Below are 24505 nucleotides of genomic sequence, written 5' to 3' on the forward strand. Positions count from 1 at the left end.
AATGTAGTAGAGCAAAAACTTGGGACGTTTGTGCCGGCGCAAATTTTGCCAAGTTGATTCCTAAACGTTGCGAAATCGGCCTACACGCAAAAGAATTGGTTTGAAAGCGTGCAACCGGAATATTCTTATTGACTACTTGCAAAAAAAGGGCGGCTAGACGATGGCGGGGCTTGGTAAGGGTGCCTCCTGGGGCACCGCCGCCGTGTCCTGCACATGGTTGATCGGCACCGAGACACGGACCACCGTGCCGCCTTCCGCGCCGCTGTAGATGGCGCAACTGCCGCCCAGAATGTGGACGCGTTCTTCGATGCCCACCAGGCCGAATGAGCCGTGCTTGTTGCGTCCGCCGGGCGGCAGGCCGCAGCCGTTGTCGCTGATCTTGAGGGTCAGCAGGCCGTTCTTCACCTCGAGCTCGACCGCAGCCTCGGTGGCGTGCGCGTGCCGCACGATATTCGTCAGCGATTCCTGGAGGATGCGGAAGACCGCCGTCGCGCAGTGGTCGCTCAGGGCGATTTCCTTGTGGTCGTCGCGCAGCGTGCATGCGATGTCCGTGCGCCGCTGGAACTGGTTGACCTGCCATTCGACCGCGGCGGACAGCCCGAGGTCCAGCACGGTCGGGCGCAAGTCGTTGATGATCTGGCGTACGCTCTTGATCGTGGTGTCGATCTGCTGCACGGTCGTGTGGGCGCGCTTGTGCAGGTGCGGATGATTGGCCCTGGTGCGCTCGGCCAGCATCTCAGCCTCGATCCGCAGTGCGAGCAGGTTCTGACCCAGGTCGTCGTGGATTTCACGGGCGATCCGCTTGCGTTCGAGTTCCTTGATCTGGTACGCGTGATCGGCCAGGCGCCGCAGCCTTTGGTGCGACAACTGCAGCTTGTGCTGGCTCTCCCTGAGCTCCCGCGTCATTTCCTTGGCGATGCTCAAGGCCGCCCGCCGCGACGAAGCCAGCGTGTACAGCAGCGCGTACAGCAGGACCGAGCCGATGAAGCCGAAGCCCATCATGAATTTCGGAGAGTAGGTGTCCAGACCGGAGTACAGGGCCGACTTGCGTACGCTGTAGGTGGTCTTCCAGGGCCGGCCGATGAAGTCCAGCGGCAGGGTGATGGAGAAGGCGTCGTCGCCGGTGTCGAGCGGCGGCGAGGGGTTCGCGTGGGTCCCCTTGCTGTCGAAAAGGATGCGTGGACTGAAGCGCGCCGCGTCCTGCGTGGCGTCGGCGCGCGGGCCGGTGTCGAACAGGGTCATGCGCACGCCGGGAATCGGCGTTTCATCGAGCACGCCATGCAGCAGCCTGGGCAGGCTGAAGGCGATGCCGATCGATCCCTGGTAGAACTCACGGCGCTGTTCAAGCGTGTCGAGCGGCGCGCCATGGCGGTAGATCGGCATGCGGATGCCGAGGAAGATGTTGTTCGGGCCAGACAGTGCGGCGATCGGCGTGCCGGAAGCCTGCATCCTGCCCGAATCGCGCGAAGCCAGGATCTGCCCTGCCACCCACTGGTTGGCCATCAGGTCGATCCCGTAATGCTCCGTCGTCCTCGGTACAGGTTCGATGAACAGCGTCGCCAGGTAGTGCTCGCGTATGCCGGGAGGCTTGACGACGCCCCGCATCGGACGGCCCATCAGGTCGGTCATCACTTTGGTCAGACGGGCTTCGAAAGCGGGGCGCTGAGCCTCGTCGAGGTAGACGCCATAGTTGAGCGTCTCGACCGCGGGATAATGCCGGTCCAGGTGCAGCCGCTGCACATAGTCGTGGAACTGGCGATAGTCGACCTGGTCGGCGCTTCCCAGCATGCTGCCCGCGTTGCGCAGGAGATCGCTGTACGACTTGATGCGTACATTGATGATGTTCTGGGCTTGCCTGGCGTGGTTGGCGAACCGTTCTTCCGCATCGCTTTCGATTGAGCGCTGGGTCACCTCGTACAGCAGGCCGCCAATCAAGGAAGAAAGGAGTATCCCGCTCCAGAACGAAAACTTGATGCCCGAGAACCTGTCTCCCAGTACCTTCATGACTGAACTCCCTGGTAACGTCCCGGCAAGCACTGCCGCAGTCCGCGTTTCCTAAAATTACGGAATTCAGGAGTTCTTGCCAGCCTATCAGTTTGGAGGGTTGTAAAACGTTTTTGTCAGCGATGGCTAGTTGATTTTTGTCAACTTTGTGTCATGCTGTATAGAATTAAATTTGCGTTCCCCGCATGCAGGCAATAAAAAGCCCGGTTCGTAAACCGGGCTCCTTCATCGATCCGTTTGGGCAGCCAATGCAGGCGGCTTATTTGGCCCAGCTGTCCTTCAGCGTCGTCACGCGGTTGAACACCGGCTTGCCCGGCTGCGAATCGACGCGGTCGGCCACGAAGTAGCCGTGGCGCTCGAACTGGAAGCGCTGCTCCGGTTCCGCCGCCTTCAGGCCCGGCTCCAGGTAGGCGGTGACGGTTTCCAGCGCGTTCGGGTTCAGCACTTCCCTGAAGTCCTTGCCGCCGGCGTCCGGGTTCGGGTCGCTGAACAGGCGGTCGTACAGGCGCACTTCCGCTTCCAGGGCCTGCGCGGCGCTGACCCAGGTGATGTTGCCCTTGACCTTGTAGTTGTCGGCGCCCGGCGTGCCCGATTTCGAGTCCTCGAAATAGTTCACGTGGACCGCGGTGACCTTGCCGTTTTCGTCCTTGTCGTAGCCGGTGCACTCGACCACGAAGCCGTACTTCAGGCGCACGCGCGCGCCCGGCTTGTCGGCGGTCGGCGGGGTGAAGCGATGGTAGCCCTTGCTCGGGACTTCCATGAAGTCTTCCTGCTCGATCCACAGCTCCTTCGTGAACGGGAAGGAGCGCTGGCCCATTTCCGGATGGTGCGGGTGGACCGGGGCGCTGCACTCGACCACTTCGCCTTCCGGGAAGTTGTCGACGATCAGCTTCAGCGGACGCAGCACGGCGATCGCGCGCGGCGCCTTCGGATCGAGGTCGTCGCGCAGCGCGCCTTCCAGTGTGCTCATGTCGATCCAGCCGTCGGCCTTGCTGACGCCGATGCGCTCGGCGAACAGCTGGATCGATTCGGGCGTGTAGCCGCGGCGGCGCAGGCCGACGATGGTCGGCATGCGCGGGTCGTCCCAGCCGGTGACGATCTTGTCGTCGACCAGGGCGCGCAGCTTGCGCTTGGACATCACCACATAGGTGAGGTTGAGGCGCGAGAATTCATACTGGCGCGGCACCGGGCGCTGGACGAAGCCGCCTTCGGCCAGGGTCTCGACCAGCCAGTCGTAGAAGGGGCGGTGGTCCTGGAACTCGAGCGTGCACAGCGAGTGGGTGATGTTCTCCAGCGCATCCGAGATCGGGTGCGTGTAGTCGTACATCGGGTAGATGCACCACTTGTCGCCGGTGCGGTGGTGATGCGCGTGGCGGATGCGGTACAGGGCCGGGTCGCGGTTGGTCATGATGGGGGAAGACATCGCGTCTTCGCTCATTTTCGCGCGCAGGATGTGCTCGCCGTCCTTGTACTTGCCGGCCTTCATGTCGCGGAAGATCTGCAGCGATTCCTCGGCCGGGCGGTTACGGAAGGGCGAGTTGGTGCCCGGCGTGCCGAAATTGCCGCGGTTGCGCGACATGTCCTCGGCGCTCTGGCTGTCGACGTAGGCATAGCCCTTCTCGATCAGGTACTCGGCCATCGCGTACAGCTGGTCGAAATAATCGCTGGCGTAGTGCAGGTGTTCCTGGCCGCCTTGCTCCCAGGAAAAGCCCAGCCACTTGACGCTGTCCATGATGGTGTCGACGTATTCCTGGTCTTCCTTTTCCGGATTGGTATCGTCGAAGCGCAGGTTGCAGCGGCCCTGGTAGTCGCGCGCCAGGCCGAAGTTCAGGCAGATCGATTTTGCGTGGCCCACGTGCAGGTAGCCGTTCGGCTCCGGCGGGAAGCGGGTGATGACCGAAGGCATGCCTTCGCGCTTGTGGGTGCCTGCCGCGAGGTCGGATTCGACGATCGCGCGAACGAAATTCGACGACGGCGCGGGCGTTGCCGCAGCCGCGGCGTTCTTATCAATGCTCATGAAAAAGGTGTTTGGATGGGTTAGATGACAGGCATTTTACCGTAGCTATGTGGTCAAGCGCACGGTTTGCAAGGGACGCCTCTGGGCATACTTGGGAATATTGTCTCTCACCACAAGGCTAACCATGCAAACGCCTTCCTCTCACCGGGACCTCGTCACCGCTTATCTGCTGGCCCTGGCAGGCTTGCCGTTCACGCTGCGCCGCGACGCCGCCGGCCGCCTGCAGCCGCTGCCTTTGCCGGTCCAGCCGCTGCGCCGGCGCTAAGCGGCCATGACGTCGCCGCGCCGGCAAGCGCCTGGCCTGCCTGTCAAGTTGGCGTTTTCTATAGCATAATCGCGGATTATTGTTTTTTTCGCGCACCAGCCGGAGACTTCCAAGTGGAAAATTTATACGCGATCCTCGGCGTCGCGCCGAATGCGACGGATGACGAGATCAAGAAAGTCTACCGTTCGCTCGCGATGCGCTACCACCCGGACCGCAACCAGGCGCCGGGTGCGGAGGCGCGTTTCAAGGCCGTGACCAAGGCCTATGAGGTGCTGTCCGACCCGGCCAGGCGCGCCGAATACAACCAGAGCGTCAACCACCGCATCGTCCTCGACGCCGAAGGCGAGGCCTTCGAATTGTGGCGCTCTTTGTTCGCCCTGAATGGCGTGAACCTCCCGCATTGATGGCGGCATTAACAGACAGAGATTGAAGCAACCATGAAAAAAGTACATCCGGAATTCGCTTTCCAGTCGCGCGAACTCGAAGGCCAGATCGACGGCACCCTCGGCGATCCGCCCAACCGCAAGAACTACGACATGATGGTGCAGGCCCTGGTGTCGGAGTACGGCAATGGCGACGGCCTCGACGACGTCAACATGATGGCCTTCGCGCTGGTCGACCGCATCCGCTTCAGCGACCCGAAAGGCCTGGTCCGCGAAGCCATGGATTATGAAAGCGACGACCCGGCCAAGGTGTTCGCGATGGCGAATTGCGACGGCGACGACGAAGGCAAGGCCATGTACGCATCCATCTGCGAAAATCATCCGGAGCTGGCGCGCCAGGCGATCGTCACCGCCTTCCTGTACAAGAACCAGGCGCGCTGGGAAGACGACGACCAGTCGCTCGACCAGCTGGCGCGCGGCGACGAAGGCGACGACGACGAGCTGGACGACACCTCGGCCGGCGACGACTTCACCCAACTCTTCGACCAGGACGGAGGTGACCGCGAATGAGCGACGAATCCAAATCCAGCGAATCCAACTCGAATTTGCCGGCGCTGACCAGGCAGGTCAATGAACTGGTGCTGGCCGGCTCCCTGCAGCACGCCGAGGAAGCCCTGTCCAAGGCCGCCGACGAGCACGGCGACTATGCCGTGGCCGAGGTGCTGGCTACCCTGCCGCCGCAGGTGACGGCCCTGCACCTGGCCGGCTTCGACGGCGCCAAGACCTCGGTCGCGACCCTGCTGGTGCCGCCGAAAGCCTGGGCCGAGAGCCTGGCCTACCTGGCCGCCACCTGGCCGGACGACATGATCGAGGACGATCCCGAGCGCATCGCCGAGAACCTGTTCAACCACATGCACGGCGTGGTCTACGCCACCGACGACGAAGAGCGCCGCCACGAGCTGCTGAGCGAAGCCTCGTCCTCGGACTGGGGCGCGACCGCGTTCGCGATCGTCTGGTCGCTGGCGCCGAAAGAAATCCTGGAAGTGGCGGGCGAGATCGGCAGCAAGGGCCGCTACGTGACCGGCCAGACCAGCGCCGACAGCGACATCGTGCCGCTGGCGATCGACCTGGCCAAGGCCAGCGAGGACGGCTGGGAACGTTCGCTGCTGGAGCTGTTCCCGGAATTCCGCAACGCCGCCGACCTGGCCGACGTCGAGCTGCCGGAAGACGAGGACGAAGAGTCCGAGTTCCCGCACCGTAGCACCCGCGAACTGCTGTACCGCCTGCGCAAGCAGGTGCCGTCGGTGCGCAGCGCGCCCAAGCGCAGCAGCCGCCGCAGCATCGGCACGGACATCTTCTCGTGAGCGGCGTGTCTGCATCCATGCTCCCTGCAATCGTCATCGAGAAGCTGCCGCGCCTGATCCGCGCGATCCGGCATCTGGCGCAAACCGCCAGTCCCGACGAAGCCGCCGGCCTGGCCGACGAGCTGGCCGGGATCACGGCGATGGTGGCCGAGAAGTTCACCAACGACCGCACCGCCGAAGGGATCCAGCGCGCGCTGCTCTTGAGCGTCGGCGGCATGTCGCTGGGCCTGGAATACCTGCTCGAAGACGAGACCGACGACGAGGTCGGCGACAAGGCCGCGGCCTCGCTGCTGATCTCGGAAGGCGCGGAACTCGTGTTCCAGCAAGGCTTCCGCCTGGTCCGCGAACTGGCCGCGCTGCCGGAAGACAGCCTGGTGGGCGAGTACGACACCGACCCGGTCTACGCCCAGCGCCGCTTGAAGGAACTGTTCGTCGACCTCTGCACCGCCGACCCGGGCGAGAGCTGGACCGGCTACGAACGCTACCAGGCCCAGCTCAAGCAGCGCAAGAGCGTGCAGGCGATCGTGCGGGCGGCCCAGTGGCTGCGCCGCCATCACTACGAAGGCGCGGTGCAGGACCCGGACCTCAACGCCGAGGGTGTGATCGCGCTGGCGATTGTGTTCGGCATCGAAGGGGCAGGGCGCATCGTCGCGCGTACCAACCACAGGGAGTTCGAGACCCTGGTCAAGACGGTGCGCAAGCGCAAACCTGACTTCCAGGCCGGCTGGGCAAAGCTGCTGGAGAACGTCCCGGCGCCGCACCACGCGGTCATCGCCGAGCGCATCGCCCTCTACCGCAACAGCGACATCCTGCGCGACATCGCGGGGGCCGCGCCGATGAAGCAGCTGTTCGTCGAGCTGGAAAACTTTGCCGGGTCGGAGCTGGACGCCGAGTATCCGTGATTGTTGGCGTGGGCACGGCGTGCCCACCCTACGTTTGTCGCAATGCCGTAGGGTGGGGTCTTGAGGCCGGGGGCCTCAAGACGAACGAGCCCACCGCCGTATTGACATGGCTGCCGACGTTTGCGGCTAAGATAGCCGCATGTCCCACACCCCCATCGCCGCCGGCAGCCACGAATTCAGGCGCATCAACCGCGCCATGGTCTTCGGCGGCTTCTCCACCTTCGCCCTCCTGTATTGCGTGCAGCCGCTGATGCCGCTGCTGGCCCACGATTTCCAGCTGACCCCCGCGCAGAGCAGCCTGGCGCTGTCCGTCGCCACCGGCACCCTGGCGGTGTCGCTGCTCGCATCGAGCGTGCTGTCCGAGCGCTACGGCAGGAAGCCCCTGATGGCCGGCTCGATGTTTTGCGGCGGAGTCCTGACCCTGCTGGCCGCCTTCGCCCAGGGCTACGGCCAGCTGCTCCTGCTGCGCGCGCTGCTCGGCCTGCTGCTGGGCGGGATGCCGGCCCTGGCCATGGCCTACCTCAGCGAGGAAATCGCCGGCCCCTCGCTGGGCCACTCGATGGGCCTGTACATCGGCGGCAGCGCCTTCGGCGGCATGACCGGGCGGGTGCTGGCCTCCGTCATCAGCGACTTCTACGACTGGCGCATCGCCGTCGGCGCGATGGGCGCGATGGGCCTGTACGCGGCCTGGGAATTCAATCGCAGCCTGCCGGCATCAACCAACTTCCGCGGCGGCCAGGGCGGCTGGCGCGCGCTGTTCAGCGGCACGGCAAAGCACGTGCGCGACGCCGGGCTGCCCTGGCTGTTCTCGCTGTCCTTCCTGCTAATGGGCGTGTTTGTCAGCATGTACAACTACATCGGCTACCGCCTGCTGGCCCCATCCTTCGGCCTGCGCCAGAGCGCGGTCGGGGCGCTGTCCATCCTTTATTTGCTCGGCATCTTCAGCTCGGTCTGGGCCGGCAAGCTGGCCGATCGTCTGGGCCGCCGCAACGTGCTGTGGATGGTGATGCTGGTGATGCTGGGCGGGCTGCTGCTGACCCTGTCCAATATGGTCGTGCTGATCGTCGCCGGCATGGGCCTGTTCACCTTCGGCTTCTTCGCCTCGCACTCGGTGTGCAGCAGCTGGGTCGGCCGGCGTGCAAGGCCGCCGCAGGCGCTGGCCTCGGCCTTGTACCTGTTCTTCTACTACCTGGGTTCGAGCGTGGTCGGCTGGGTGTCCGGCATCGTCTGGGCCTGGGCCGGCTGGGCCGGGGTGGTGAGCATGCTGGGGGCGGTGCTGCTGGCGGCGATGGCGGTGGCGCTGCGGCTGCGGGGTCTGGCGCCGCTGGAACCGGCCACGACGGCTTAGCTGCCGTCGAGCCTGCGCCAGCAGGAAGGCAAGCCGCGGATCGGCCCTGTTCGGCGAGACTTCCAGGATCTTCGCCATGAGCCTGCTTGACTGATTGTTACTTGAATCCGACAAATATCTCTTTAAAAACAGCGGCATGGCGGCGAGTGATGCTCAAATCCGGCAAATTTCGCCATCCCAGCCATACCGTTCGTGCGCCGCCAACTCGCCAACGGGTCTACCATTTAGCTCCTGTTTCAACCACTGCAAGGAGCACGTCATGTTGCAAGCAAACGAAATCCAGCAGCGTTTTACCCACATCCAGCAAACGATCAAGGAAGCCGAGCAAGCCTGCCGTTCGGGCGATGCCCCGGACGACCTGAAGGATTGCATCGAAAAAATGGCCCGCGAATCCCAGCAGGCCCAGCAGGTGATGCAGTCGCAGGACCAGCAGCGCATGGTCCAGGCCGTTGATGACCTGGAATCGATGGGCGACGAAGCCAAGCGCATCAGCCGTTCATCGAGCATGTCGCCGCAGCTGGAGTCGGCGGTCAGCAAGGTGCATGCTGAACTGTCCCAGCTCAAGCACCAGCTGCATTAAAGGCTCGCAAACCTACTGCGCGGCTGCGGTGACGGTCTGCGATGCTCACCGTACTTTCGTACGGTTGTGCTTCTCGGCCGCCACCGCAGTCGCTCGCTACGGTTTTCGAAGCCTTTAATTAAAGAACCTGAATCGTGGGCACGGAGTGCCCACCCTACAGATTAAAGAACCTTCTTTTCCCTCAGAGCGGCGATCGCATCAAAGCTCATGCCCAGGATCTCGGCCAGCACCTCTTCGGTATGCTGGCCGAGCAGCGGCGGCGCCTTGGAGCTGGTGGCTGGCGTCGCCGACATCCGCATCGGGCTGCGTACCAGTTTCACTTCGCCCGCTGTCGGATGGGGCAGGGCGATCTCGATGCCGCGCGCCTTGACCTGCTCGTTGGCGAAGACCTCGTCCAGGTTGTTGATCGGGCCGCAGGGCACGCCTTTCTCTTCCAGCATCGCAATCCACTCGTCGCGGCCGCGCGTGGCAACCATTTCGGCCAGCAGCGGCACCAGCACCTCGCGGTTTTTCACGCGCTGCGGATTGGTGGCGAAGCGCTCGTCCTCCGCCAGCTCGGGCCGGCCGCCGGCTTCCACGAATTTCCGGTACTGGCCGTCGTTGCCGGCGGCGACGATGATGTGGCCGTCCGCGCAGGCGAAGGTCTGGTAGGGCACGATGTTGGCGTGGGCATTGCCCCAGCGCCTGGGGCGCTTGCCGCTGTTGAGGTAATTGCTGCCGACGTTGGCCAGCATCGCCACCTGGGTGTCGAGCAGGGACATGTCGATGTACTGGCCTTCGCCGCTGCGGTCGCGGTGGGTCAGCGCGGCCAGCACGGCGATGGTCGCGTACATGCCGGTCATCAGGTCGGTCAGGGCCACGCCGGCCTTCTGCGGGCCGCCGCCCGGCAGCTCGTCGCGCTCGCCGGTCACGGACATCAGGCCGCCCATGCCCTGGATCAGGAAGTCGTAGCCGGCGCGGTGGGCGTAGGGGCCGTCCTGGCCGAAGCCGGTGATCGAGCAGTAGACGATGTCCGGTTTCACCGCCTTCAGCGATTCGTAGTCCAGGCCATAGCGCTTCAGCTGGCCGACCTTGAAGTTCTCCAGCACCACGTCGCAGTGTTTCGCCAGTTCGCGCAGCAGGGCTTGGCCGTCCGGGCTGGCGATATCGACCGTCACCGAGCGCTTGCCGCGGTTGGCGGACAGGTAGTAGGCGGCTTCGCCGGTCGCCTTGCCGTCGGCGTCGGGCGCGTAGGGCGGGCCCCAGGCGCGGGTGTCGTCGCCGCTGTCCGGGCGCTCGATCTTGATCACGTCGGCGCCGAGGTCGGCCAGGTTCTGCGAGCACCAGGGGCCGGCCAGCACGCGCGAAAGGTCCAGCACGCGGATGTGGCTCAGCGCGCCGGGCAGGGTGTTCGTCTCGGATGCCATCTTGTCCTCAATGGATGCGTTATCGTCGGGCAGGATTATACGGCGCTGCCCGGGGCCGTCAGCGCCTGCGCGAACCGGTCGCGTTCGCGGTCGACGATGCCGTCCACCAGGCGTTCGTCCAGGCCCATCGCTTCCAGCACGAAGGCGGACAGCTGCAGGCTGGCTTCCAGGGTCTCCGGCACCACCACGCTGGCGCCGGCGAGTTTCAAGGCCCGCGCATGCTTCTCGTCGCGCGAGCGGGCGAACAGGCGCGCGTGCGGGAATTCACGGCGGATTCCGCGCACCGCATGCAGCGCCGAACTCGGATGGTCCATGGTCAGCACGATGGCGGGCGCCTCGTCGGCATGCACGCGGCGCAGCAGTTCGGGGCGCGAGGCGTTGCCGAAGTAGACCGGCACGCCCTTGGCATGCAGCTCGGACACCAGCTTGGCATTGTTCTCGAAGGCGACGTAGGGAATGCCCTGGCTTGCCAGCAGCTTGGCGAGCTGCTGGCCGACGCGGCCGAAGCCGGCGATCACCACGCGCCCGCGCGCATCTTCGAGTTCGCCCTGCGCCTGCTGCGTTTCCTGTTCGCGCGCCTGGCTTTCGGCGCGCTCGCCGATGCCCTTGCCGATGCGCGCCAGCAGCGGCGTCAGGAACAGCGACAGGCCCACCGCCAGCATCACGCGCCCGCCCAGGCCGGGCTCGAGCAGCTTCGAGCTGATCGCATAGCCGATCACGATGAAGGCGAATTCGCCGCCCTGGCCCAGCAGCAGGGCGCCCTCGACGGCGCGGCCCCAGGACAGGCCGCCGAGGCGCATCACCGGCGCGATCACGATGGCTTTCAACAGCACCAGCAGGGCCACCGCGCAGGCCAGCCACAGCGGCGCATGGAGGATCTGCAGCGGGTCCATGCCCATCCCGACCGTCATGAAGAACAGGCCCATGAGCAGGCCCTTGAAGGGCTCGACCATCAGCTCGACCTCGTGCTTGAACTCGGTCTCGGCCAGCAGCAGGCCGGCAATCAGGGCGCCCAGCGCCATCGACAGCCCGGCCATGGCCGACAGGCCGGCAATGCCGAAGGTGCTCAACAGGATCAGCGCCATGAACACGTCCGGCTGGCGGTGCCGGGCGAAGGCGCGGAACAGCGGGTGGACGACTCTTCCGCCGATCAGGTAGATGAGGGCGATCGCCAGCGCCGCCTTGGCCATCGCCAGCAGCGCGATCAAGGCCACGTTGTCATTCGCGCCGCTGCCGCCGCCCAATGCGCCGATCAAAATCAGGATCGGCACCACCGCCAGGTCCTGCAGCATCAGCACCGCGAACGCGGCCTGGCCCAGCGGCGTGCCGGTGGTATGGCGCTCGCTCAGCAGCTGCATCACCACCGCGGTGGACGAGAGCGACAGCACCAGGCCCAGCACCAGCGAGGCTTCCATGGACTGGCCCAGCAGCAGCCAGACGGCGCCGCCGAGCAGCAGGGCGCACAGCAGCACCTGCGCGCTGCCGGCCCCGAACACCCAGCGCCGCATCGCCCACAGGCGCGCCGCCGACAGTTCCAGGCCGATCATGAACATCAGGAACAGCACCCCGAGTTCGGCCAGCATGGCGATGTCCTCGTTGTTCGGGAAGGTGAACCAGGCCAGCCAGGGCTGGTCGGCGGCCATGCGCCCCAGGCCGAAAGGCCCGAACAAGGCGCCGACCGCCAGGAAACCCAGCACCTGGTTGATGCGCAGGCGCTGCAGGGTAGGGATCAGGATGCCGGCGAGGCTGAGGAACAGCAGGATTTCCCGGAGGAAGGGGAAGGGGTGTTGCTCTTGCACTGGGTACGGCCTTTCAGTAAAAATATTTCAACATATACATAAATGATAATATGGACGGTTTTACAAGGTCCAGCATTGGCGTCCGATGAAAACCCGCACCTATCTGTTACTGATGCTGGTGGCCATCATCGTTCCGGTCGCCTTCCTGGCCATACTGGGCCTGTCGATGCTGCTGCGCTTCGAGCGCGAAGCGCGCATCCACGGCATCGAGGAAGTGGCGCGTTCCACCTCGCTGCTGATCGACAGCGAAATCGCCATCGCCGAAGCCTCCATCAACAATATCGCGAATTCGCAGGACATTGCGACCGATAATTTCGAGCGCCTGCACCGGCTGCTGTCCGCCACCCGCAAATCACCGCTGAGCTGGACCCTGATCGCCGATTACGAAGGCAACGGCCTGATGAACACCTATGTGCCCTACGGGACGCCGCTCGCCAGGAAATCGGGTGCCTGGGCCGCCGAAATCTACGACGGCCAGAAGACCAAAGTGAGCGGCTATTTCGTCGGCGCCAGTTCGAAGCGCGGCGTGGTGTCGGTGAGCGTCCCCTTGCCCCTATCGGCGGGGAAGAAATACGTGGTCACCCAGATCTTCGATCCGGATTATTTCAACAAGGTCTTCAAGCGCAGCACCATGCCGGCGAGCTGGATCGTCGGCGTGTCCGGCGCCAGGGGCATCACCATCGCGCGCAGCAGGAATGCGGCGCGCTTCGTCGGCACGCCGGTGCGCCCGGAACTGCGCGCCGCGTCGCAAGCTTCGCTCAGCGGCGTGCTGCGGCACCCGACCCGGGAGGGCGTCGAGGTCTACGACGTGTTCGTGCGTTCCGAATTGACTGGATGGACCGTGGCGATCGGCGTGCCGGTCGCGGAAATCGAATCGGCCTCGCGCCTGGCCGCCTGGTCCGCGGCGATGGCGCTGCTGGCGGTGCTGGGCGGCGCGGTCGGCATCGCCTTCCTGTTCGGCCGCCGGATCGACAAGTCGCTCCGGTCTGCGACCCTGGCCGCCCATGCCCTGGCGCGCGGAGAAGTCACGCCGGTCACGCGCTCGCAGCTGAAGGAGGCGGACGTGCTGCTGGGCGAACTGCACCGCGCCAGCGTCGCCCTGTCGCAGGAAAGCGCCGCGCGCATGGCGCTCGAAGGCGAGCGCGAACGGCTGCTGGACAGCGAGCGCGCCGCGCGCCGGCAGGCGGAGGCGCAAAGCGACGCCAAGGACACCTTCATCTCGATGCTCAGCCACGAGCTGCGCAACCCGCTGGCGGCGATCAGCGGCGCCATCGCCGTGATCCGCCTGCCGGACATGGCGCCGGCCAGGCTGGATAAGGCCTGGGAGATCGCGCTGCGCCAGCTGCGCCACCTGACGCGGATGGTGGACGACCTGCTCGACGTGCGGCGTGTCCTGTCCGGCAAGGTCACGCTGGAGAAGGAGCGGGTCGACATCGGCAAGCTGCTGCGTTTCTGCTGCGATTCGCGCCGCATCGCCGAGACCAGGCGCCATCACTGGCAGGTGCAGACCGTGGAGGCCTGGGTGCTGGGCGACCGCACCCGCCTGGAACAGGTGGTCGACAACCTGCTGGTGAATGCGATCAAGTACACGCCCGAAGGCGGCAGCATCACGGTGCATAACGCGATCGAGGACGGCATGGTCGTGCTCGAGGTGCTCGATACCGGCGTCGGCATCGATGCCGATGTGCTGCCGACGATCTTCGATTCCCTGGTCCAAGGGCCGACCACCATCGACCGCTCCCAGGGCGGCCTCGGGCTCGGCCTGTCGATCGCGAAGGGGCTGGTCGACATGCATGGCGGCGCCATCGCGGCCGCAAGCGGGGGCCTGGGCAAGGGCAGCGCGTTCAGCGTGCGCCTGCCGCTGGCCGCCGGCAGCCTCAATAGCTGACGGTCAGCGACAGGTTGAAGGGCACCACGCCGGGGCAGGGCTGGCCGCCGCACCGCGCCGGCTTGTACTTGAGCAGGCCCGCGGCAGCGCCGATCGCACGCTTGATGTCCGGCGCCAGCTTGCCGAAGGTGCTGACGGAGCTGACCTTGCCGTTCGCATCCACCGCCACGTACAGCAGGAGGTCGTCGTGCAGGTTGAGGCGGCCGGCCAGCTTGGCGAGGGCGGTGTACAGCTCCTGCGCGCCCTTGGCGGGGTAGGGCGGATCGTCGCCGACGTCGAGCGCCGGGTAGTAGGAGCGCACGAAGCGCTGCTGGTCGGCGGTCAGCTCGTCGAAGCCCTTGTCCAGCGGCAGCGAGCCGTAAGCCACCTTGTTGGGCAGGTGGGAGCCGGTGGGCGTGTTGCCCGCCAGCGAAAAGGTGGCCGACTTCGTGGCCGCGGATGGGCGCTCCACCGGCACGTCGACCCGCTGGCCGTTTTCGAAGCGCACCTCGGCGCTGCGGCCGCTGCCGGCAAAGGTCATGACGCCCTTGCCGTGGCGGCGGCCCTGCTTCCACTCGCCCTCGTAGGCGCCGCCCAGCATGTAAGTCATCTTGCCGGCGCCGTCGGGCAGCCCATCCTTCCATTCACCCCGGTAGCGGTCGCCCTTCGGCGACAGGGCCTCGGCGATGCCGGTGCGGCGCCCCATGTGGACTTCGCCTTCGTACTGCGTGCCGTCCGGGTCCTGGAAATAGCCCTTGCCGTCGGGGACGCCGTTGGTGACGGTGCCGATGTAGGTGGCGCCGTTGGGCAGCTTGAGCTGGACTTCGCCTGGCGCCATGGCCGGCGCCGGTGCGGGCGCCTGGGCGAAGGCGGCGGATGGGCCCAGGGCCAGGAAGAGGGCGAACAGCAGCGGTACGGTTTTCACGAATGGGGCGGTCACTTTTTAGTAGAGGGTGCGCAGCTTCAGGTTGAAAGGCACGACGCCGGCGCAGGGCTGGCCGCCGCATTGCGCCGGCTTGTACTTGAGCAGGCCGGTGCCCAGGGAGATCAGGTCCTTGTACCTGGTGTCGATGCTGCTGATTGTCGTTACCGAGGTCACATTCGCCTCCGCATCCACCGCCACGTAGACCAGGATGTCATCCATGATTTCCAGATGGCGTACCAGGGCCACCAGCAGCCGGTACAGTTCCTTCCCGCCCTTGAGCGGATAGGGCGGTGCGTCGCCGGCATCCAGCGCCGGGTAGGAGGAGCGGACCAGGCGCTGCTGGTCGGGCGTCAGCTCGTCGTAGCCCAGGTCCAGCGGCAGGCTCGCATAGACCACCTTGTTCCGGATGTGCGAACCGGTCGGCTCTTCGCCCGACCGCAGCCAGAACCTGGCCGCGGCCGTGGCGGCGGACGGATGCTCCTCCGTCACGTCGACCCTGTGGCCGTCCACGAAGCGCACTTCGGCGCGGCGCTCGCTGCCGGCAAAGCGCATCACGCCCTTGCCGTCGCGCTTGCCGTTCTTCCATTCGCCTTCATACGAGCCGCCCAGCATGTAGGTCATGGTACCGATACCGTCGGGCTTGCCGTTCTTCCATTCGCCCTCGTATAGGTCGCCGTTCGAAAAACGGCCCCTGGCCAGACCGTTGATGACCGGGCCGTGATAGGTGCCGCCGGCAGGCATCGCGAGCTGGATCTCGGGTTGGGATGGCTCGGTCGATTTCGCAAAGGGAGCGATGCATCCCAGCGCAAGGCCGAGGGCGGACAGGAACACGGCGGATCTCACGAAGAGCCTCCTCGCTATTGAAGATGCATTGATTTTCAGCCAATTTTTGACTGGCAGTCAACAATATCGACACAATGTGGCGCAGGCGCATCCAGGCGACGGGGTTGCTACATTCCGAGAGTTTTCGTGGGCACGAAACTGCTAAGCTTGCCGGTTGAACAAGCTGTAAACCGGAGAACAGCAAAGCGCATGAAAACAGTGCTATCGATCATCCTCGCCAGCCTGGCCTGCGTACCAATGCGGCCTTCAGGCGCAGCGGCCGCGGACACGCCCAAGCGCGTGACCGTCACCGGCGGCGCCGGGTACAAGACCTCGCTGAGAACGTGCAAATACTACGTGCCGGCCGCGACCGACGTCGGCGCCAATGCCGACATCGCTTTCAACGCCGAGCCCGACATCGTGGTACTGCAGTCGGTCTCGCGCGCCGAAAGCGGCTGCGCGCCCTGAGCGCTCAGGAGCGCTGCGCCTGGAAAGCCTCCACCGGCGTTTCCGCCATCTGGCGCCCCTCGCCGGCCACCGGCTGGCGGGTTTCCATCGCCCGGATCAGCTCTTCCATCTCCGGATCTTCCTGCTTGCGCAGCTCGAGGTAGCGGGCCAGCGCGTTGTCCAGCGCCGGCAGCAGGATGCCGCGCTCGCTGCTCATGGCCGTGTAGCCGGGGCGCGCGGCGACGAAGCCGCAGTGCGCGGCCGGCTTCGCTTCCAGGCGGCTGGCGTCGATGCCGGCCGCCTGCGCCGCCTTCAGGGCCAGCTCGGCCCAGCTGACGCCGCCCGCATTCGACAGGTGCCAGATGCCGGCCTCGCCGTCGATGGCGAGGTCCAGGCAGGCGTGCACCAGGTCGGGCACATAGGTCGGCGAGACCACCATGTCGCTGGCGGCCGTGAAGGGCTCGCCGCGCTCGAAGGCCTGCAGGGCAAGCGTCACGAAGTTGTGCTTGTCCCAGGGCCCGAAGAAAGCCGAGGTGCGCACCACCAGCGCGCCCGGATGCTTGTCCAGCACGCGCTGCTCGGCTTCCGCCTTGCTGCGGCCGTACACGTTCAGCGGCGCGACGGCGCTGCTCTCGAGGTACGGGCTGTCCTGCGCGCCGTCGAACACCAGGTCGCTCGAGAAAGTCGTCAAGTGGATGCCATGGCGGGCGCAGGCGGCGGCCAGGATCGCCGGGCCGATGGCGTTCTCGCGCATGCAGCGCTCGACGTCGTTCTCGGCCTCGTCCACGCGCACGTAGCCGGCGGTGTTGACCACCGCCCACGGCTGGTGATGGGCCAGCGCGCGTTCGACCGACTCGGCGTCGGTGATGTCCATGTCCTGGCGCGACAGCAGGCGGTAGGCCAGGTTGCGCTTGCGGCACAGGCGGGCGAAGGCGCGGCCCAGGGTGCCGCTGGCGCCGGTGATCAGGATCGGACGGCTGCCGGTGCCGACCACGGTGTGGCCGTCGGCGGTGATCGAGGTGAGGGCGGCCGGGGTCGCGACCGGCGGGCACAGGAAGCGGCCCGGACGGCGCCACCAGCCCTGGCCGCGCAGCACCGGGTGCGACAGCGGCTGGCTCGAGGCCAGCTCGCGCATCATGCGCGCCAGCGCGGTCGGACGCGGCTCGGGCGAGCGCACGTCGAAGGGACCGGGCTCGTAGTAGCCGCGGTTCTGGGTCACCAGGCTGTTCCAGTCGAAGGAGCCGAGCAGCGACCACACCGTCACCGCGCGCAGGTCGACCCCGTTGTGGCGCGATTCCTTGGCCGCTTCCCAGATCTCGAGCAGCCAGCGCAATTGGTCTTCGCGATTGGCGTCGATGTGGGCTTCGGTGATCGCCAGCGGGATGCGGTAGCGCTCCCAGATTTCCGACAGCAGCGGCGCGATGCCGGCGGTGGGCGTGGCCAGCGCGCGCGAGGCTTCGATATCGGCGCAGGGGATGCCGTCGGCCATGCCGCGATGGTGCGCCGGGTAGCGGTCCGGGCGGTGATCGAGCCAGCGCTCGCTGGTCACGTAGTAATTGACGCCGATGATGTCGGGCGGGCAGGGGTTCTCGCGGAACCACAGGAATTCGTCTTCGGCGATGCCGGTTTTGGTGAGATAGCTCCACAGCGGGTGCTCGGGACCGACCATGCCGCACAGCAGGTCCCAGGCCAGCCAGCGGCGCTCGTTGTAGAACTCGGCCACATGGGCCAGTTCCGGCGTGCTGTAGGTTTTACCGAGGTCGTCGGTCTGGACCAGCTTGGCGTTCGGGTTGACGGCGCGGATCGCGCGCATGGACAGCACCACCGCGCGGCACTGCACCAGCAGGGCTTCGATGAAAGTGCGGTCGTCGCGGCCGTGCGGGTACCAGACGCCGTACAGGCCGGCGAAACGTGCGGTGGTACAGGGTTCGTTGACCGGGGTGTAGTATTCCAGCCAGGGGTAGCGCGCGGCCACCGCGCCGGCATACTCGGCCAGCTGTTCGGCGAAGGCCGGGTCGACCAGGCTGGTGTGGCGCGGTCCGCTGCCGTGGTGCACCAGGCCGGCGATCGGCGTGACGCCGGCTTCGCGCAGGGCGTTCAGGCGCTCGTCCGGCCAGGACCAGTCGGCTTGATCGACGCCATCCGGCGCGGTGCGTTCCCAGATGATGGGGTAGCGGATCGCGCGGATGCCGAGCGAGGCGAAACGCTCGATGTCGGCCGGGCGGGTGGCGTGGCCGTTGCGGTCGAGCTGGTGGAAGTAGTCGTCGCGGACGCGGTTGACGGTGCATTCGAGACCGCCCCAGAGCTGGAGCGGGTGTGGATCGTGGCTGTTCGTGCTCTTCGTGGAATTCATATTACACCAATCTTAGTTAATTTTATAGCAACAAAAAAATCATGGCGGTCCCTGCCAGTCCATATGTCTGGGATCGACGGCGCGCATTGACGGTTGACAGCGATGCGGCAACCTGCAACCATGCCATCCATGAATTTTTCGAATACACATTCCGTCCTCGTTTCCTGGTGGCGCCGCTGACAGCGCGCGGCCAGAGAGTTGAATGTGAATCAATGAACGCCGCCTCGATTCAAGGTGGCGTTTTTGTTGGCGCGGCAGGATCGGGGCAAGGATAAAAAAGGAACCCCGATGAGTCTGCAAACCCCTGTCACTCCCGCTTCGCCCAACAGTGCTGTCATCCTCACCGGCGACCGTCCTACCGGGCCGCTGCACCTCGGCCACTTCGTCGGCAGCCTGCGCAATCGCGTCACTTATCAGGACCAATATCGCCAATTCATCATGCTCGCGGACGCCCAGGCGCTCACCGACAACATGGATGACATAGGTAAGGTACACCGGAACGTGATCGAAGTGGCGCTCGATTACCTTGCCGTAGGGATCGACCCGAGCAAGTCGACCATCCTGATCCAGTCGCAGATTCCGGAACTGGCCGAGTTGACCTTCTATTACCTGAACCTTGTCACCGTCGCGCGCCTCGAGCGTAATCCGACCGTGAAGGCGGAGATCGTCCAGCGTGGCTTCGAGCGCGACATCCCGGCCGGCTTCCTGACCTACCCGGCCAGCCAGGCCGCCGACATCACCGCCTTCAAGGCCGGCATCGTGCCGGTGGGCGACGACCAGATCCCGATGATCGAGCAGTGCAACGAGATCGTGCGCAAGTTCAACCGCACCTACGGCCAGGGCAAGGACATCCTGGTCGAGGCCAAGGCCATCGTGCCGGAAGTCGGCCGCCTGCCGGGCACCGACGGCCGCGCCAAGATGAGCAAGTCGCTCGGCAACACCATTAACCTGGGCGCCAGCGCCGACGAGATCCGCGCCGCCGTCAAGGGGGTCTACACCGACCCGCTGCACCTGAAGGTGTCCGACCCGGGCCACCTGGAAGGCAACGTCGCCTTCATCTACCTGGACGCCTTCGACACCGACAAGGCAGGCCTGGCCGACATGAAAGCCCACTACACCCGCGGCGGCCTGGGCGACTCCATCGTCAAGAAGCGCCTGGAAGGCATCCTCCAGGACATGCTGGCGCCGATCCGCGAACGCCGCGAGGAGTTCGCCAAGGACAAGGGCCAGGTCATGCAGATCCTGAAGGAGGGCACCTTCAAGGCGCGTGAAGTGGCGGCGCAGACGATGGATGAGGTGCGCAAGGCCTTGGGGCTGTCGTACTTCTAATGTATGCAGGGTTTGAACAGTTCGTGAGGAACCTACTTGTTCTGACGAAGTCTTATTCAGTATGAGCAAGTCCGTTCCCATCAGTGTTGCCGCTCGCGATGTGAAGGCGGCTAAGAACCTGAGGAATCTGGCGGTCAGTTCGACCGCGACGGCCTGTGGAGGGGATGGCTCTGGCCCGGTGTACATACACTGGGCGAAACCGGTCCAGCGAAGCAGGAATCCAATGGCGAGGCAGCTTCAAGAAACAATGGCTTGCTTCGCGTAAGTTTGGAAGAACGGTAGCGCGATACGGGACCTGCGGTAGCGCAAACTGCCTGGTTTGCGCTTTCTGATAGCACCCTGCTGTCATCGGTGGCAACCTGCGGTTTTTAAACCGACGGAGGCTCCGATGAACAAAGGTTTGCGCCTGACCGAGGCATGGATGCGGCGGGCCTTGTGGCTGGTTGCGTTCGTGTTTGCCTGGTTCCTGATCGGCCTGGGCAGCCAGGTCGTCGATAATCTGGCCTACCTTGGCCCGCCGCCGCCGGAAGACGCCTTCGTCGATCCGGACAAGGCCGCGCCGCTCAAGGGCGCGATCGAGCAGGCAGGCCGGACGCGCGTGGCTGCCGGCGAGGCTCTGGAGCAGGCACAGCATAAGCATGAGGTTGCGGAGGCGAAGACGCGCAGTGCGCGCCAGGCCTTCGACAACTGGATCGCTACGCGCCAGACCACCGCGCGGCCGGACCAGGACGGCGAATTGATCGCGCGCACCCGCGAGCTCGACAGGCTTGTGGCAACCGAGCACGATGCTCTCCAGGCCGTCGAGGCGCAACAGCAGATTCTTCTCGATGCGAAGCAGGCCGAGAGCCGGGCCGACGACGCCTATGAAGCCTTGCTGCAGCCTTCGCGCAAGCTGGCCTATGAACAAGCGAAGCGCGAAGCGCGCAAAGTCTTCCTGTTGCGGATCGGCGTGACGCTGCCTTTACTGGGTATCGCCGGCTGGCTGTTCAGGCACAAGCGCAACGGTACTTACTGGCCGTTCACCTGGGGCTTCATCTTCTTTGCGCTGTTTGCCTTTTTTGTCGAACTGGTGCCTTACCTGCCGAGCTATGGCGGCTACGTGCGCTATGGCGTCGGGATCGTCCTGACCGTCGTCGTGGGACGCTACGCGGTCCGTTGGCTCCAGGCCTGGCTGGAGCGCCAGAAGGCGGCGGAAGCTCTGCCCGAGCAGGAGCGGCGCACGACCATGCGCTACGACCTTGCTTTGGAAAGGATGGGCAAGAGCCTGTGCCCGTCCTGCGAACGGCCAAGCAACTTCAAGGACAAGACGCTGGCCCACTGTCCGCATTGCGGCATCGGCCTGTTCGATCGCTGCCAGGCCTGCCGCACGCGCAAGAATGCGTTTGCACGCTTCTGCTTTTCCTGCGGCACGCCGGCCGAAGTCAGCCTTGCGGATTGAACTCGCGCCCGTCGATCGGGATGTCGAGGGTGAAGGTGGTGCCGGCCTGTTCCGAGCTGTCGAGCACCACGGTGCCGCCGTGGCGCTTGGCGACTTCCTGGACGAAGGGCAGGCCGATGCCCCAGCCGGTCTTGTCCGATTCTTCGCCGCGGTTCAGGTATTCGAAGATGTCCTTGCGGCGCTCGTCCGGGATCGGATTGCCGAAGTTGTGGACCGAGATGATCACGCGGCCGTGGGTCTGGGCGACGTTCAGGCTGACCTGCTTGCCGTCGCCGTACTTGGCCGCGTTCAGGGCCAGGTTTTCGAGCGCGCGCCGCATCGCGCTTTCGTTCCACCAGCCGACCACGGCCTCGCCGCTGACCTCGCAGTGCGCCGGCGTCGTGTCGTTCACGTGCTCGCCGACCTTGACCGCCAGCGCCAGCGCATCGACCTGGGCCAGCGCCAGCGGCGCGGCCTGCGCCGTCGGCTGGCTGAGGGCGTCGAGCTGTTCCTGGAACATGCGCTCCAGGCGCAGGCCGTTGTCGAGGATCTTCCGGACGATCTTGTCCGACTTGCCGGGATGCGCCGCCAGCAGCAGTTCCGCGCCCGAGATGATGACCGACAGCGGGCTGCGCATGTCGTGCGTGAGCGAGGCCGCGACCCGTTGGCGGAAGGCCCGCTGCAGGGCCGTGAATTCTTCGATGGCGTCGCGGATCGCCTGGTCGAAGGAGGAGCCGATGATGCGCAGTTCTTCATCGCTGAAGCGGATGCCGCGCGCATGCGCGACCTCCAGCAGGGCGTCGCGCAGCAACTGGTATTCGTAGACGATTTCGACCGCCTTGTACTCGGTCGTGCGGGCCCGCTCGCTGCCATGGCCGGTGGCGGCGCTCGAATCCGCGGCGGCGTTCTCCCGGTCGAAGCCGGGGCTCAGCGCTTCCGCGATGTTCCCGTAGAACAGGGGCAGGGTGTCGAGCAACACCGGATGGCTGACCTCGTCCGCGCCCGGGATCAGGCTGCGCACACGTTTTTCCCATTCGGCAAAAACTTCGTCGCGGATGGCCAGTACTTTCCTGGACTGTTCGGATAGCTTGCTGCTGCTGGATTGTTGGTTTGTCGAAAGCATTTTCACCTTAAGGCTGCGGCGGGGGCGCCGCCGCAGCCCTTGCCTTAATCCTGCAGGTCGGCCGGCACCTTGCCGCCGTTTTGCGCGAGCTTGGTCATGACCTGCTTGTGCAGCCAGATGTTCATGCTGGCCGAGTCGTTGGTGTCGCCGCTGTAGTGCAGTTCGGCCGCCAGGTCCTTGCGCGCCTGCAGGCTGCTGTCCAGGTTCAGCAGTTTCAGCAGGTCGACGATCGAGGTGCGCCAGTTGAGCTGCTGGCCGGACTGCGCCTGCATGTTGGTCAGGACCTGCTCGACGTCTACCTGCTGGGCGGCGGGAGCGGCCGCAGCGCCGCCGGCTGGCGCCTGGGCTTGGGGCGCCGGCGCCGGTGCGGCTTGTGGAGCACTTGGCGCCGGAGCGGCAGTGCCGCCGGCTGGTGCTTGCGTATTGGCCGGATGGTGGCCGGGGAAGATTTTGTGGAAGATGTCGCCGAGGATACCCATTGTGTTCTCCTTTTTACGTTAGTGACGTTGCATGCCTTGCGCCATGTGGCCCAGCGCGATCGCCAGCGCGGCGCCGCCCAGGGCTTTTACCAGGGTCGGATGGTCCGAGTAGAAATTGCCCATCTGATCGACGATGCCCGGATCCTGCTTTTCCGCGTGGGCGGCGATGTCCTGCACCTGTTCAGGCGAGAGCTGGGACGCCTGTTCCGGCGTCACGCGGTTCTGGCCGCCACCGAGGAGATTGCCGAGCACACCGCCGGCCGCGCCGGACAGCAGTTGCGGGCCGAGGCTGGCGATCAGCTGGTTGAGCATGCCGGCGCGCTGGTTCGGGTCGCTGTGGCCGAACAGCTGGCCGACCATCTGCGGGAACGGCGGCGTCTGGTCCGAGCGCAGCGCCTGGGTCACGCCGCGCGCCACTTCTTCGCGTGGGGCCTGCTGCGCCACGCGGTCGAAATCGTCGCTGGCCTGTGCCTGGTTGGCATTGGCGGCGCCGCCCAGGTACTGGTTCAGCAGGTTGCCTAGATCAAAACCCATGATTTCCTCCTGTATTAGGACAGTCGAAGGAGGAGAGTAGGCGCATCAAAGGATTTGCTCCGTACGTTCATTAACGGACAGTGCGGACAGTGCGAACAGGCGGGCCGCTTCGCCGGCGCACAGATCGTCTTTATAATTGCGTAATTACAACAACAACGGGCTCCGACGATCATGCGTTGCGCGACACTCCTTACCGTTTTGCTGGCTGCGCTTGCCTGCCTGCCCTCCGCCCAGGCGGCTTCTACAACCGGCGCCATGCAGGCCGGCGAACACCAGGCTGTCGTCAACGATGTGCGTCTGTGGTACAAGGTCGCCGGCCATGCCGCCGCCGGCACGCCGCCGCTGCTGTTCCTGCACGGCGGTCCCGGCTACAACAGCTACAGCTTCGAGGCCCAGGCCGGCAAGGCGCTGGAAAGCAGCCTGCAGCTGGTCTACCTGGACCAGCGCGGCAGCGGCCGGTCCGAACGTCCATGGACCGGCGCCTATTCCATTCCCGCCATGGTCGAGGACGTCGAAGCGCTGCGCAAGCAGCTCGGCGTCCCGAAGCTGGCCCTGATGGGCCATTCCTTCGGCGGCGCCCTGGCGCTGGAATACGCCGCCGCTTATCCGCAGCACGTCAGCAAACTGGTGCTGGTCAGCGCCGCCTCCGATATCCCGTCTGCCTGCGCGGCCCGCGTCGCCTTCCTCGACAAGCGCTATCCGGCCGATCTCGCCAGGGCGCGCGCTGCTGCCACGGAACGCAAGGAAACGCCGGACAACTGCTTCTTCGCCTTCAACTCGGTGGCCGACGACATCCGCGAACGCGTCAACGACGAAACGATGTTCCCGGACATGAAGCAGGCCGCTGAGCAGCGCGCCGTCGATGCGAAGAGCGGGCTGCGCAATACCGGCGAGCTGGGCGGGGCGCTGTGGAACAAGGGCTTCCTGTCCTACCGCTTCAGCCGCTTCGATCGCTTGAGCATGCCGGTGCTGGTGCTGGCCGGGCAAGAAGATCATGCGATCGGCCTGCCGGCCCAGCGCGCGCTGCAGCAGTCGCTACGCCAGGGCAGGCTGGTCGAGTACGCCGGCGCCGGCCACTTCCCCTACCTGGATGCACCGCAGCGCTTTACCCGGGATGTGGTCGACTTCCTGAAGAAATAGC

The 24505-nt window shown here is 65.5% G+C and carries 22 protein-coding genes; 12 read left to right on the forward strand and 10 right to left on the reverse strand.

The window, feature by feature from the left end; translation table 11 throughout:
• Positions 1-153: 153 nt before the first annotated feature.
• Both ACFPO9_RS12895 and ACFPO9_RS12900 read right to left on the reverse strand, forming a co-directional pair.
• The gene (locus ACFPO9_RS12895; protein WP_379771351.1) at positions 154-2004 is read right to left on the reverse strand and encodes a sensor histidine kinase; all 1851 of its coding nucleotides are present in this window, start codon (positions 2002-2004) and stop codon (positions 154-156) included.
• A gap of 259 nt (positions 2005-2263) precedes the next feature.
• On the reverse strand, positions 2264-4021 hold the full coding sequence (locus ACFPO9_RS12900; RefSeq protein ID WP_379771353.1) for a glutamine--tRNA ligase/YqeY domain fusion protein: 1758 nt from the start codon (positions 4019-4021) through the stop codon (positions 2264-2266).
• Between the two features lie 124 nt (positions 4022-4145).
• Between ACFPO9_RS12900 and ACFPO9_RS12905 the strand changes: the two genes are divergently transcribed.
• From ACFPO9_RS12905 to ACFPO9_RS12935, 7 genes are all read left to right on the forward strand, one after another.
• Entirely contained in the window at positions 4146-4286 is a 141-nt protein-coding gene (locus ACFPO9_RS12905; RefSeq protein ID WP_379771356.1) for a hypothetical protein, read from the forward strand.
• Between the two features lie 113 nt (positions 4287-4399).
• The gene (locus ACFPO9_RS12910; RefSeq protein ID WP_379771358.1) at positions 4400-4690 is read left to right on the forward strand and encodes a DnaJ domain-containing protein; all 291 of its coding nucleotides are present in this window, start codon (positions 4400-4402) and stop codon (positions 4688-4690) included.
• A 33-nt stretch (positions 4691-4723) separates the two neighbouring features.
• Entirely contained in the window at positions 4724-5239 is a 516-nt protein-coding gene (locus ACFPO9_RS12915; protein ID WP_379771360.1) for a hypothetical protein, read from the forward strand.
• A complete protein-coding gene (locus ACFPO9_RS12920) occupies positions 5236-6033 on the forward strand; it encodes a hypothetical protein (RefSeq protein WP_379771363.1) in 798 nt (265 codons plus the stop codon). Before ACFPO9_RS12915 ends, ACFPO9_RS12920 begins: the two co-directional genes overlap by 4 nt.
• A gap of 17 nt (positions 6034-6050) precedes the next feature.
• Entirely contained in the window at positions 6051-6935 is an 885-nt protein-coding gene (locus ACFPO9_RS12925) for a hypothetical protein (protein WP_379771365.1), read from the forward strand.
• 139 nt (positions 6936-7074) lie between these two features.
• Entirely contained in the window at positions 7075-8283 is a 1209-nt protein-coding gene (locus ACFPO9_RS12930) for an MFS transporter (RefSeq protein WP_379771367.1), read from the forward strand.
• A 259-nt stretch (positions 8284-8542) separates the two neighbouring features.
• On the forward strand, positions 8543-8863 hold the full coding sequence (locus ACFPO9_RS12935) for a hypothetical protein (RefSeq protein WP_379771370.1): 321 nt from the start codon (positions 8543-8545) through the stop codon (positions 8861-8863).
• 161 nt (positions 8864-9024) lie between these two features.
• Here ACFPO9_RS12935 and ACFPO9_RS12940 read toward each other — a convergent pair whose 3' ends face one another.
• The gene (locus ACFPO9_RS12940) at positions 9025-10269 is read right to left on the reverse strand and encodes a CaiB/BaiF CoA transferase family protein (protein ID WP_379771372.1); all 1245 of its coding nucleotides are present in this window, start codon (positions 10267-10269) and stop codon (positions 9025-9027) included.
• Between the two features lie 35 nt (positions 10270-10304).
• The gene (locus ACFPO9_RS12945; RefSeq protein WP_379771374.1) at positions 10305-12068 is read right to left on the reverse strand and encodes a cation:proton antiporter domain-containing protein; all 1764 of its coding nucleotides are present in this window, start codon (positions 12066-12068) and stop codon (positions 10305-10307) included.
• 85 nt (positions 12069-12153) lie between these two features.
• Between ACFPO9_RS12945 and ACFPO9_RS12950 the strand changes: the two genes are divergently transcribed.
• On the forward strand, positions 12154-13956 hold the full coding sequence (locus tag ACFPO9_RS12950) for a sensor histidine kinase (RefSeq protein WP_379771376.1): 1803 nt from the start codon (positions 12154-12156) through the stop codon (positions 13954-13956).
• Here ACFPO9_RS12950 and ACFPO9_RS12955 read toward each other — a convergent pair.
• Together ACFPO9_RS12955 and ACFPO9_RS12960 are read right to left on the reverse strand one after the other, a co-directional pair.
• Positions 13946-14860 carry an MORN repeat-containing protein gene (locus ACFPO9_RS12955; protein ID WP_379771378.1) on the reverse strand — a complete coding sequence of 305 codons (915 nt, stop codon included), beginning with the start codon at positions 14858-14860 and terminating at the stop codon, positions 13946-13948. The two genes, ACFPO9_RS12950 and ACFPO9_RS12955, sit on opposite strands and share 11 nt — an antisense overlap.
• An 18-nt stretch (positions 14861-14878) precedes the next feature.
• A complete protein-coding gene (locus ACFPO9_RS12960; RefSeq protein ID WP_379771381.1) occupies positions 14879-15703 on the reverse strand; it encodes an MORN repeat-containing protein in 825 nt (274 codons plus the stop codon).
• A gap of 189 nt (positions 15704-15892) precedes the next feature.
• Here ACFPO9_RS12960 and ACFPO9_RS12965 point away from each other — a divergent pair, with 189 nt between their 5' ends.
• Positions 15893-16150 (forward strand): hypothetical protein, encoded by a 258-nt coding sequence (locus tag ACFPO9_RS12965; protein WP_379771384.1) that lies wholly within the window; start codon positions 15893-15895, stop codon positions 16148-16150.
• Between the two features lie 4 nt (positions 16151-16154).
• Here the strand turns inward: ACFPO9_RS12965 and ACFPO9_RS12970 are convergent, their stop codons facing one another.
• Positions 16155-18482 (reverse strand): family 1 glycosylhydrolase, encoded by a 2328-nt coding sequence (locus tag ACFPO9_RS12970; RefSeq protein ID WP_379771386.1) that lies wholly within the window; start codon positions 18480-18482, stop codon positions 16155-16157.
• A gap of 288 nt (positions 18483-18770) precedes the next feature.
• Here ACFPO9_RS12970 and trpS point away from each other — a divergent pair, with 288 nt between their 5' ends.
• On the forward strand, positions 18771-19811 hold the full coding sequence (gene trpS, locus ACFPO9_RS12975) for a tryptophan--tRNA ligase (RefSeq protein ID WP_379771389.1): 1041 nt from the start codon (positions 18771-18773) through the stop codon (positions 19809-19811).
• A 388-nt stretch (positions 19812-20199) separates the two neighbouring features.
• Complete coding sequence (locus tag ACFPO9_RS12980; RefSeq protein WP_379771391.1) at positions 20200-21249, forward strand: serine endopeptidase; 1050 nt, start codon at positions 20200-20202, stop codon at positions 21247-21249.
• Here ACFPO9_RS12980 and ACFPO9_RS12985 read toward each other — a convergent pair.
• The 3 genes from ACFPO9_RS12985 to ACFPO9_RS12995 are packed head-to-tail and all read right to left on the reverse strand — an operon-like array spanning position 21233 to position 23364.
• Complete coding sequence (locus ACFPO9_RS12985) at positions 21233-22351, reverse strand: sensor histidine kinase (RefSeq protein ID WP_379771394.1); 1119 nt, start codon at positions 22349-22351, stop codon at positions 21233-21235. The two genes, ACFPO9_RS12980 and ACFPO9_RS12985, sit on opposite strands and share 17 nt — an antisense overlap.
• Before the next feature lie 44 nt (positions 22352-22395).
• The gene (locus ACFPO9_RS12990; protein ID WP_379771397.1) at positions 22396-22830 is read right to left on the reverse strand and encodes a DUF3597 domain-containing protein; all 435 of its coding nucleotides are present in this window, start codon (positions 22828-22830) and stop codon (positions 22396-22398) included.
• Between the two features lie 18 nt (positions 22831-22848).
• Positions 22849-23364 carry a hypothetical protein gene (locus ACFPO9_RS12995; protein ID WP_379771399.1) on the reverse strand — a complete coding sequence of 172 codons (516 nt, stop codon included), beginning with the start codon at positions 23362-23364 and terminating at the stop codon, positions 22849-22851.
• A 171-nt stretch (positions 23365-23535) separates the two neighbouring features.
• Between ACFPO9_RS12995 and ACFPO9_RS13000 the strand changes: the two genes are divergently transcribed.
• A complete protein-coding gene (locus ACFPO9_RS13000; RefSeq protein WP_379771401.1) occupies positions 23536-24504 on the forward strand; it encodes an alpha/beta fold hydrolase in 969 nt (322 codons plus the stop codon).
• The last annotated feature ends 1 nt before the right edge of the window (position 24505 follow it).

It is taken from the genome of Massilia aerilata (genome assembly GCF_042656905.1).
Lineage (GTDB): Bacteria > Pseudomonadota > Gammaproteobacteria > Burkholderiales > Burkholderiaceae_D > Telluria > Telluria aerilata.

What these genes read in the sequence shown, in the direction of transcription:
- ACFPO9_RS13000 (WP_379771401.1), top strand. Translation starts at nt 23,536, where the DNA reads ATGCGTTGCGCGACACTCCTTACCGTTTTGCTGGCTGCGCTTGCCTGC.
- ACFPO9_RS12905 (WP_379771356.1), top strand. Translation starts at nt 4,146, where the DNA reads ATGCAAACGCCTTCCTCTCACCGGGACCTCGTCACCGCTTATCTGCTG.
- ACFPO9_RS12950 (WP_379771376.1), top strand. Translation starts at nt 12,154, where the DNA reads ATGAAAACCCGCACCTATCTGTTACTGATGCTGGTGGCCATCATCGTT.
- ACFPO9_RS12925 (WP_379771365.1), top strand. Translation starts at nt 6,051, where the DNA reads ATGCTCCCTGCAATCGTCATCGAGAAGCTGCCGCGCCTGATCCGCGCG.
- ACFPO9_RS12930 (WP_379771367.1), top strand. Translation starts at nt 7,075, where the DNA reads ATGTCCCACACCCCCATCGCCGCCGGCAGCCACGAATTCAGGCGCATC.
- ACFPO9_RS12995 (WP_379771399.1), bottom strand. Translation starts at nt 23,364, where the DNA reads ATGGGTTTTGATCTAGGCAACCTGCTGAACCAGTACCTGGGCGGCGCC.
- ACFPO9_RS12915 (WP_379771360.1), top strand. Translation starts at nt 4,724, where the DNA reads ATGAAAAAAGTACATCCGGAATTCGCTTTCCAGTCGCGCGAACTCGAA.
- ACFPO9_RS12935 (WP_379771370.1), top strand. Translation starts at nt 8,543, where the DNA reads ATGTTGCAAGCAAACGAAATCCAGCAGCGTTTTACCCACATCCAGCAA.
- ACFPO9_RS12990 (WP_379771397.1), bottom strand. Translation starts at nt 22,830, where the DNA reads ATGGGTATCCTCGGCGACATCTTCCACAAAATCTTCCCCGGCCACCAT.
- ACFPO9_RS12965 (WP_379771384.1), top strand. Translation starts at nt 15,893, where the DNA reads ATGAAAACAGTGCTATCGATCATCCTCGCCAGCCTGGCCTGCGTACCA.
- trpS (WP_379771389.1), top strand. Translation starts at nt 18,771, where the DNA reads ATGAGTCTGCAAACCCCTGTCACTCCCGCTTCGCCCAACAGTGCTGTC.
- ACFPO9_RS12900 (WP_379771353.1), bottom strand. Translation starts at nt 4,021, where the DNA reads ATGAGCATTGATAAGAACGCCGCGGCTGCGGCAACGCCCGCGCCGTCG.
- ACFPO9_RS12895 (WP_379771351.1), bottom strand. Translation starts at nt 2,004, where the DNA reads ATGAAGGTACTGGGAGACAGGTTCTCGGGCATCAAGTTTTCGTTCTGG.
- ACFPO9_RS12940 (WP_379771372.1), bottom strand. Translation starts at nt 10,269, where the DNA reads ATGGCATCCGAGACGAACACCCTGCCCGGCGCGCTGAGCCACATCCGC.
- ACFPO9_RS12920 (WP_379771363.1), top strand. Translation starts at nt 5,236, where the DNA reads ATGAGCGACGAATCCAAATCCAGCGAATCCAACTCGAATTTGCCGGCG.
- ACFPO9_RS12970 (WP_379771386.1), bottom strand. Translation starts at nt 18,482, where the DNA reads ATGAATTCCACGAAGAGCACGAACAGCCACGATCCACACCCGCTCCAG.
- ACFPO9_RS12980 (WP_379771391.1), top strand. Translation starts at nt 20,200, where the DNA reads ATGAACAAAGGTTTGCGCCTGACCGAGGCATGGATGCGGCGGGCCTTG.
- ACFPO9_RS12985 (WP_379771394.1), bottom strand. Translation starts at nt 22,351, where the DNA reads ATGCTTTCGACAAACCAACAATCCAGCAGCAGCAAGCTATCCGAACAG.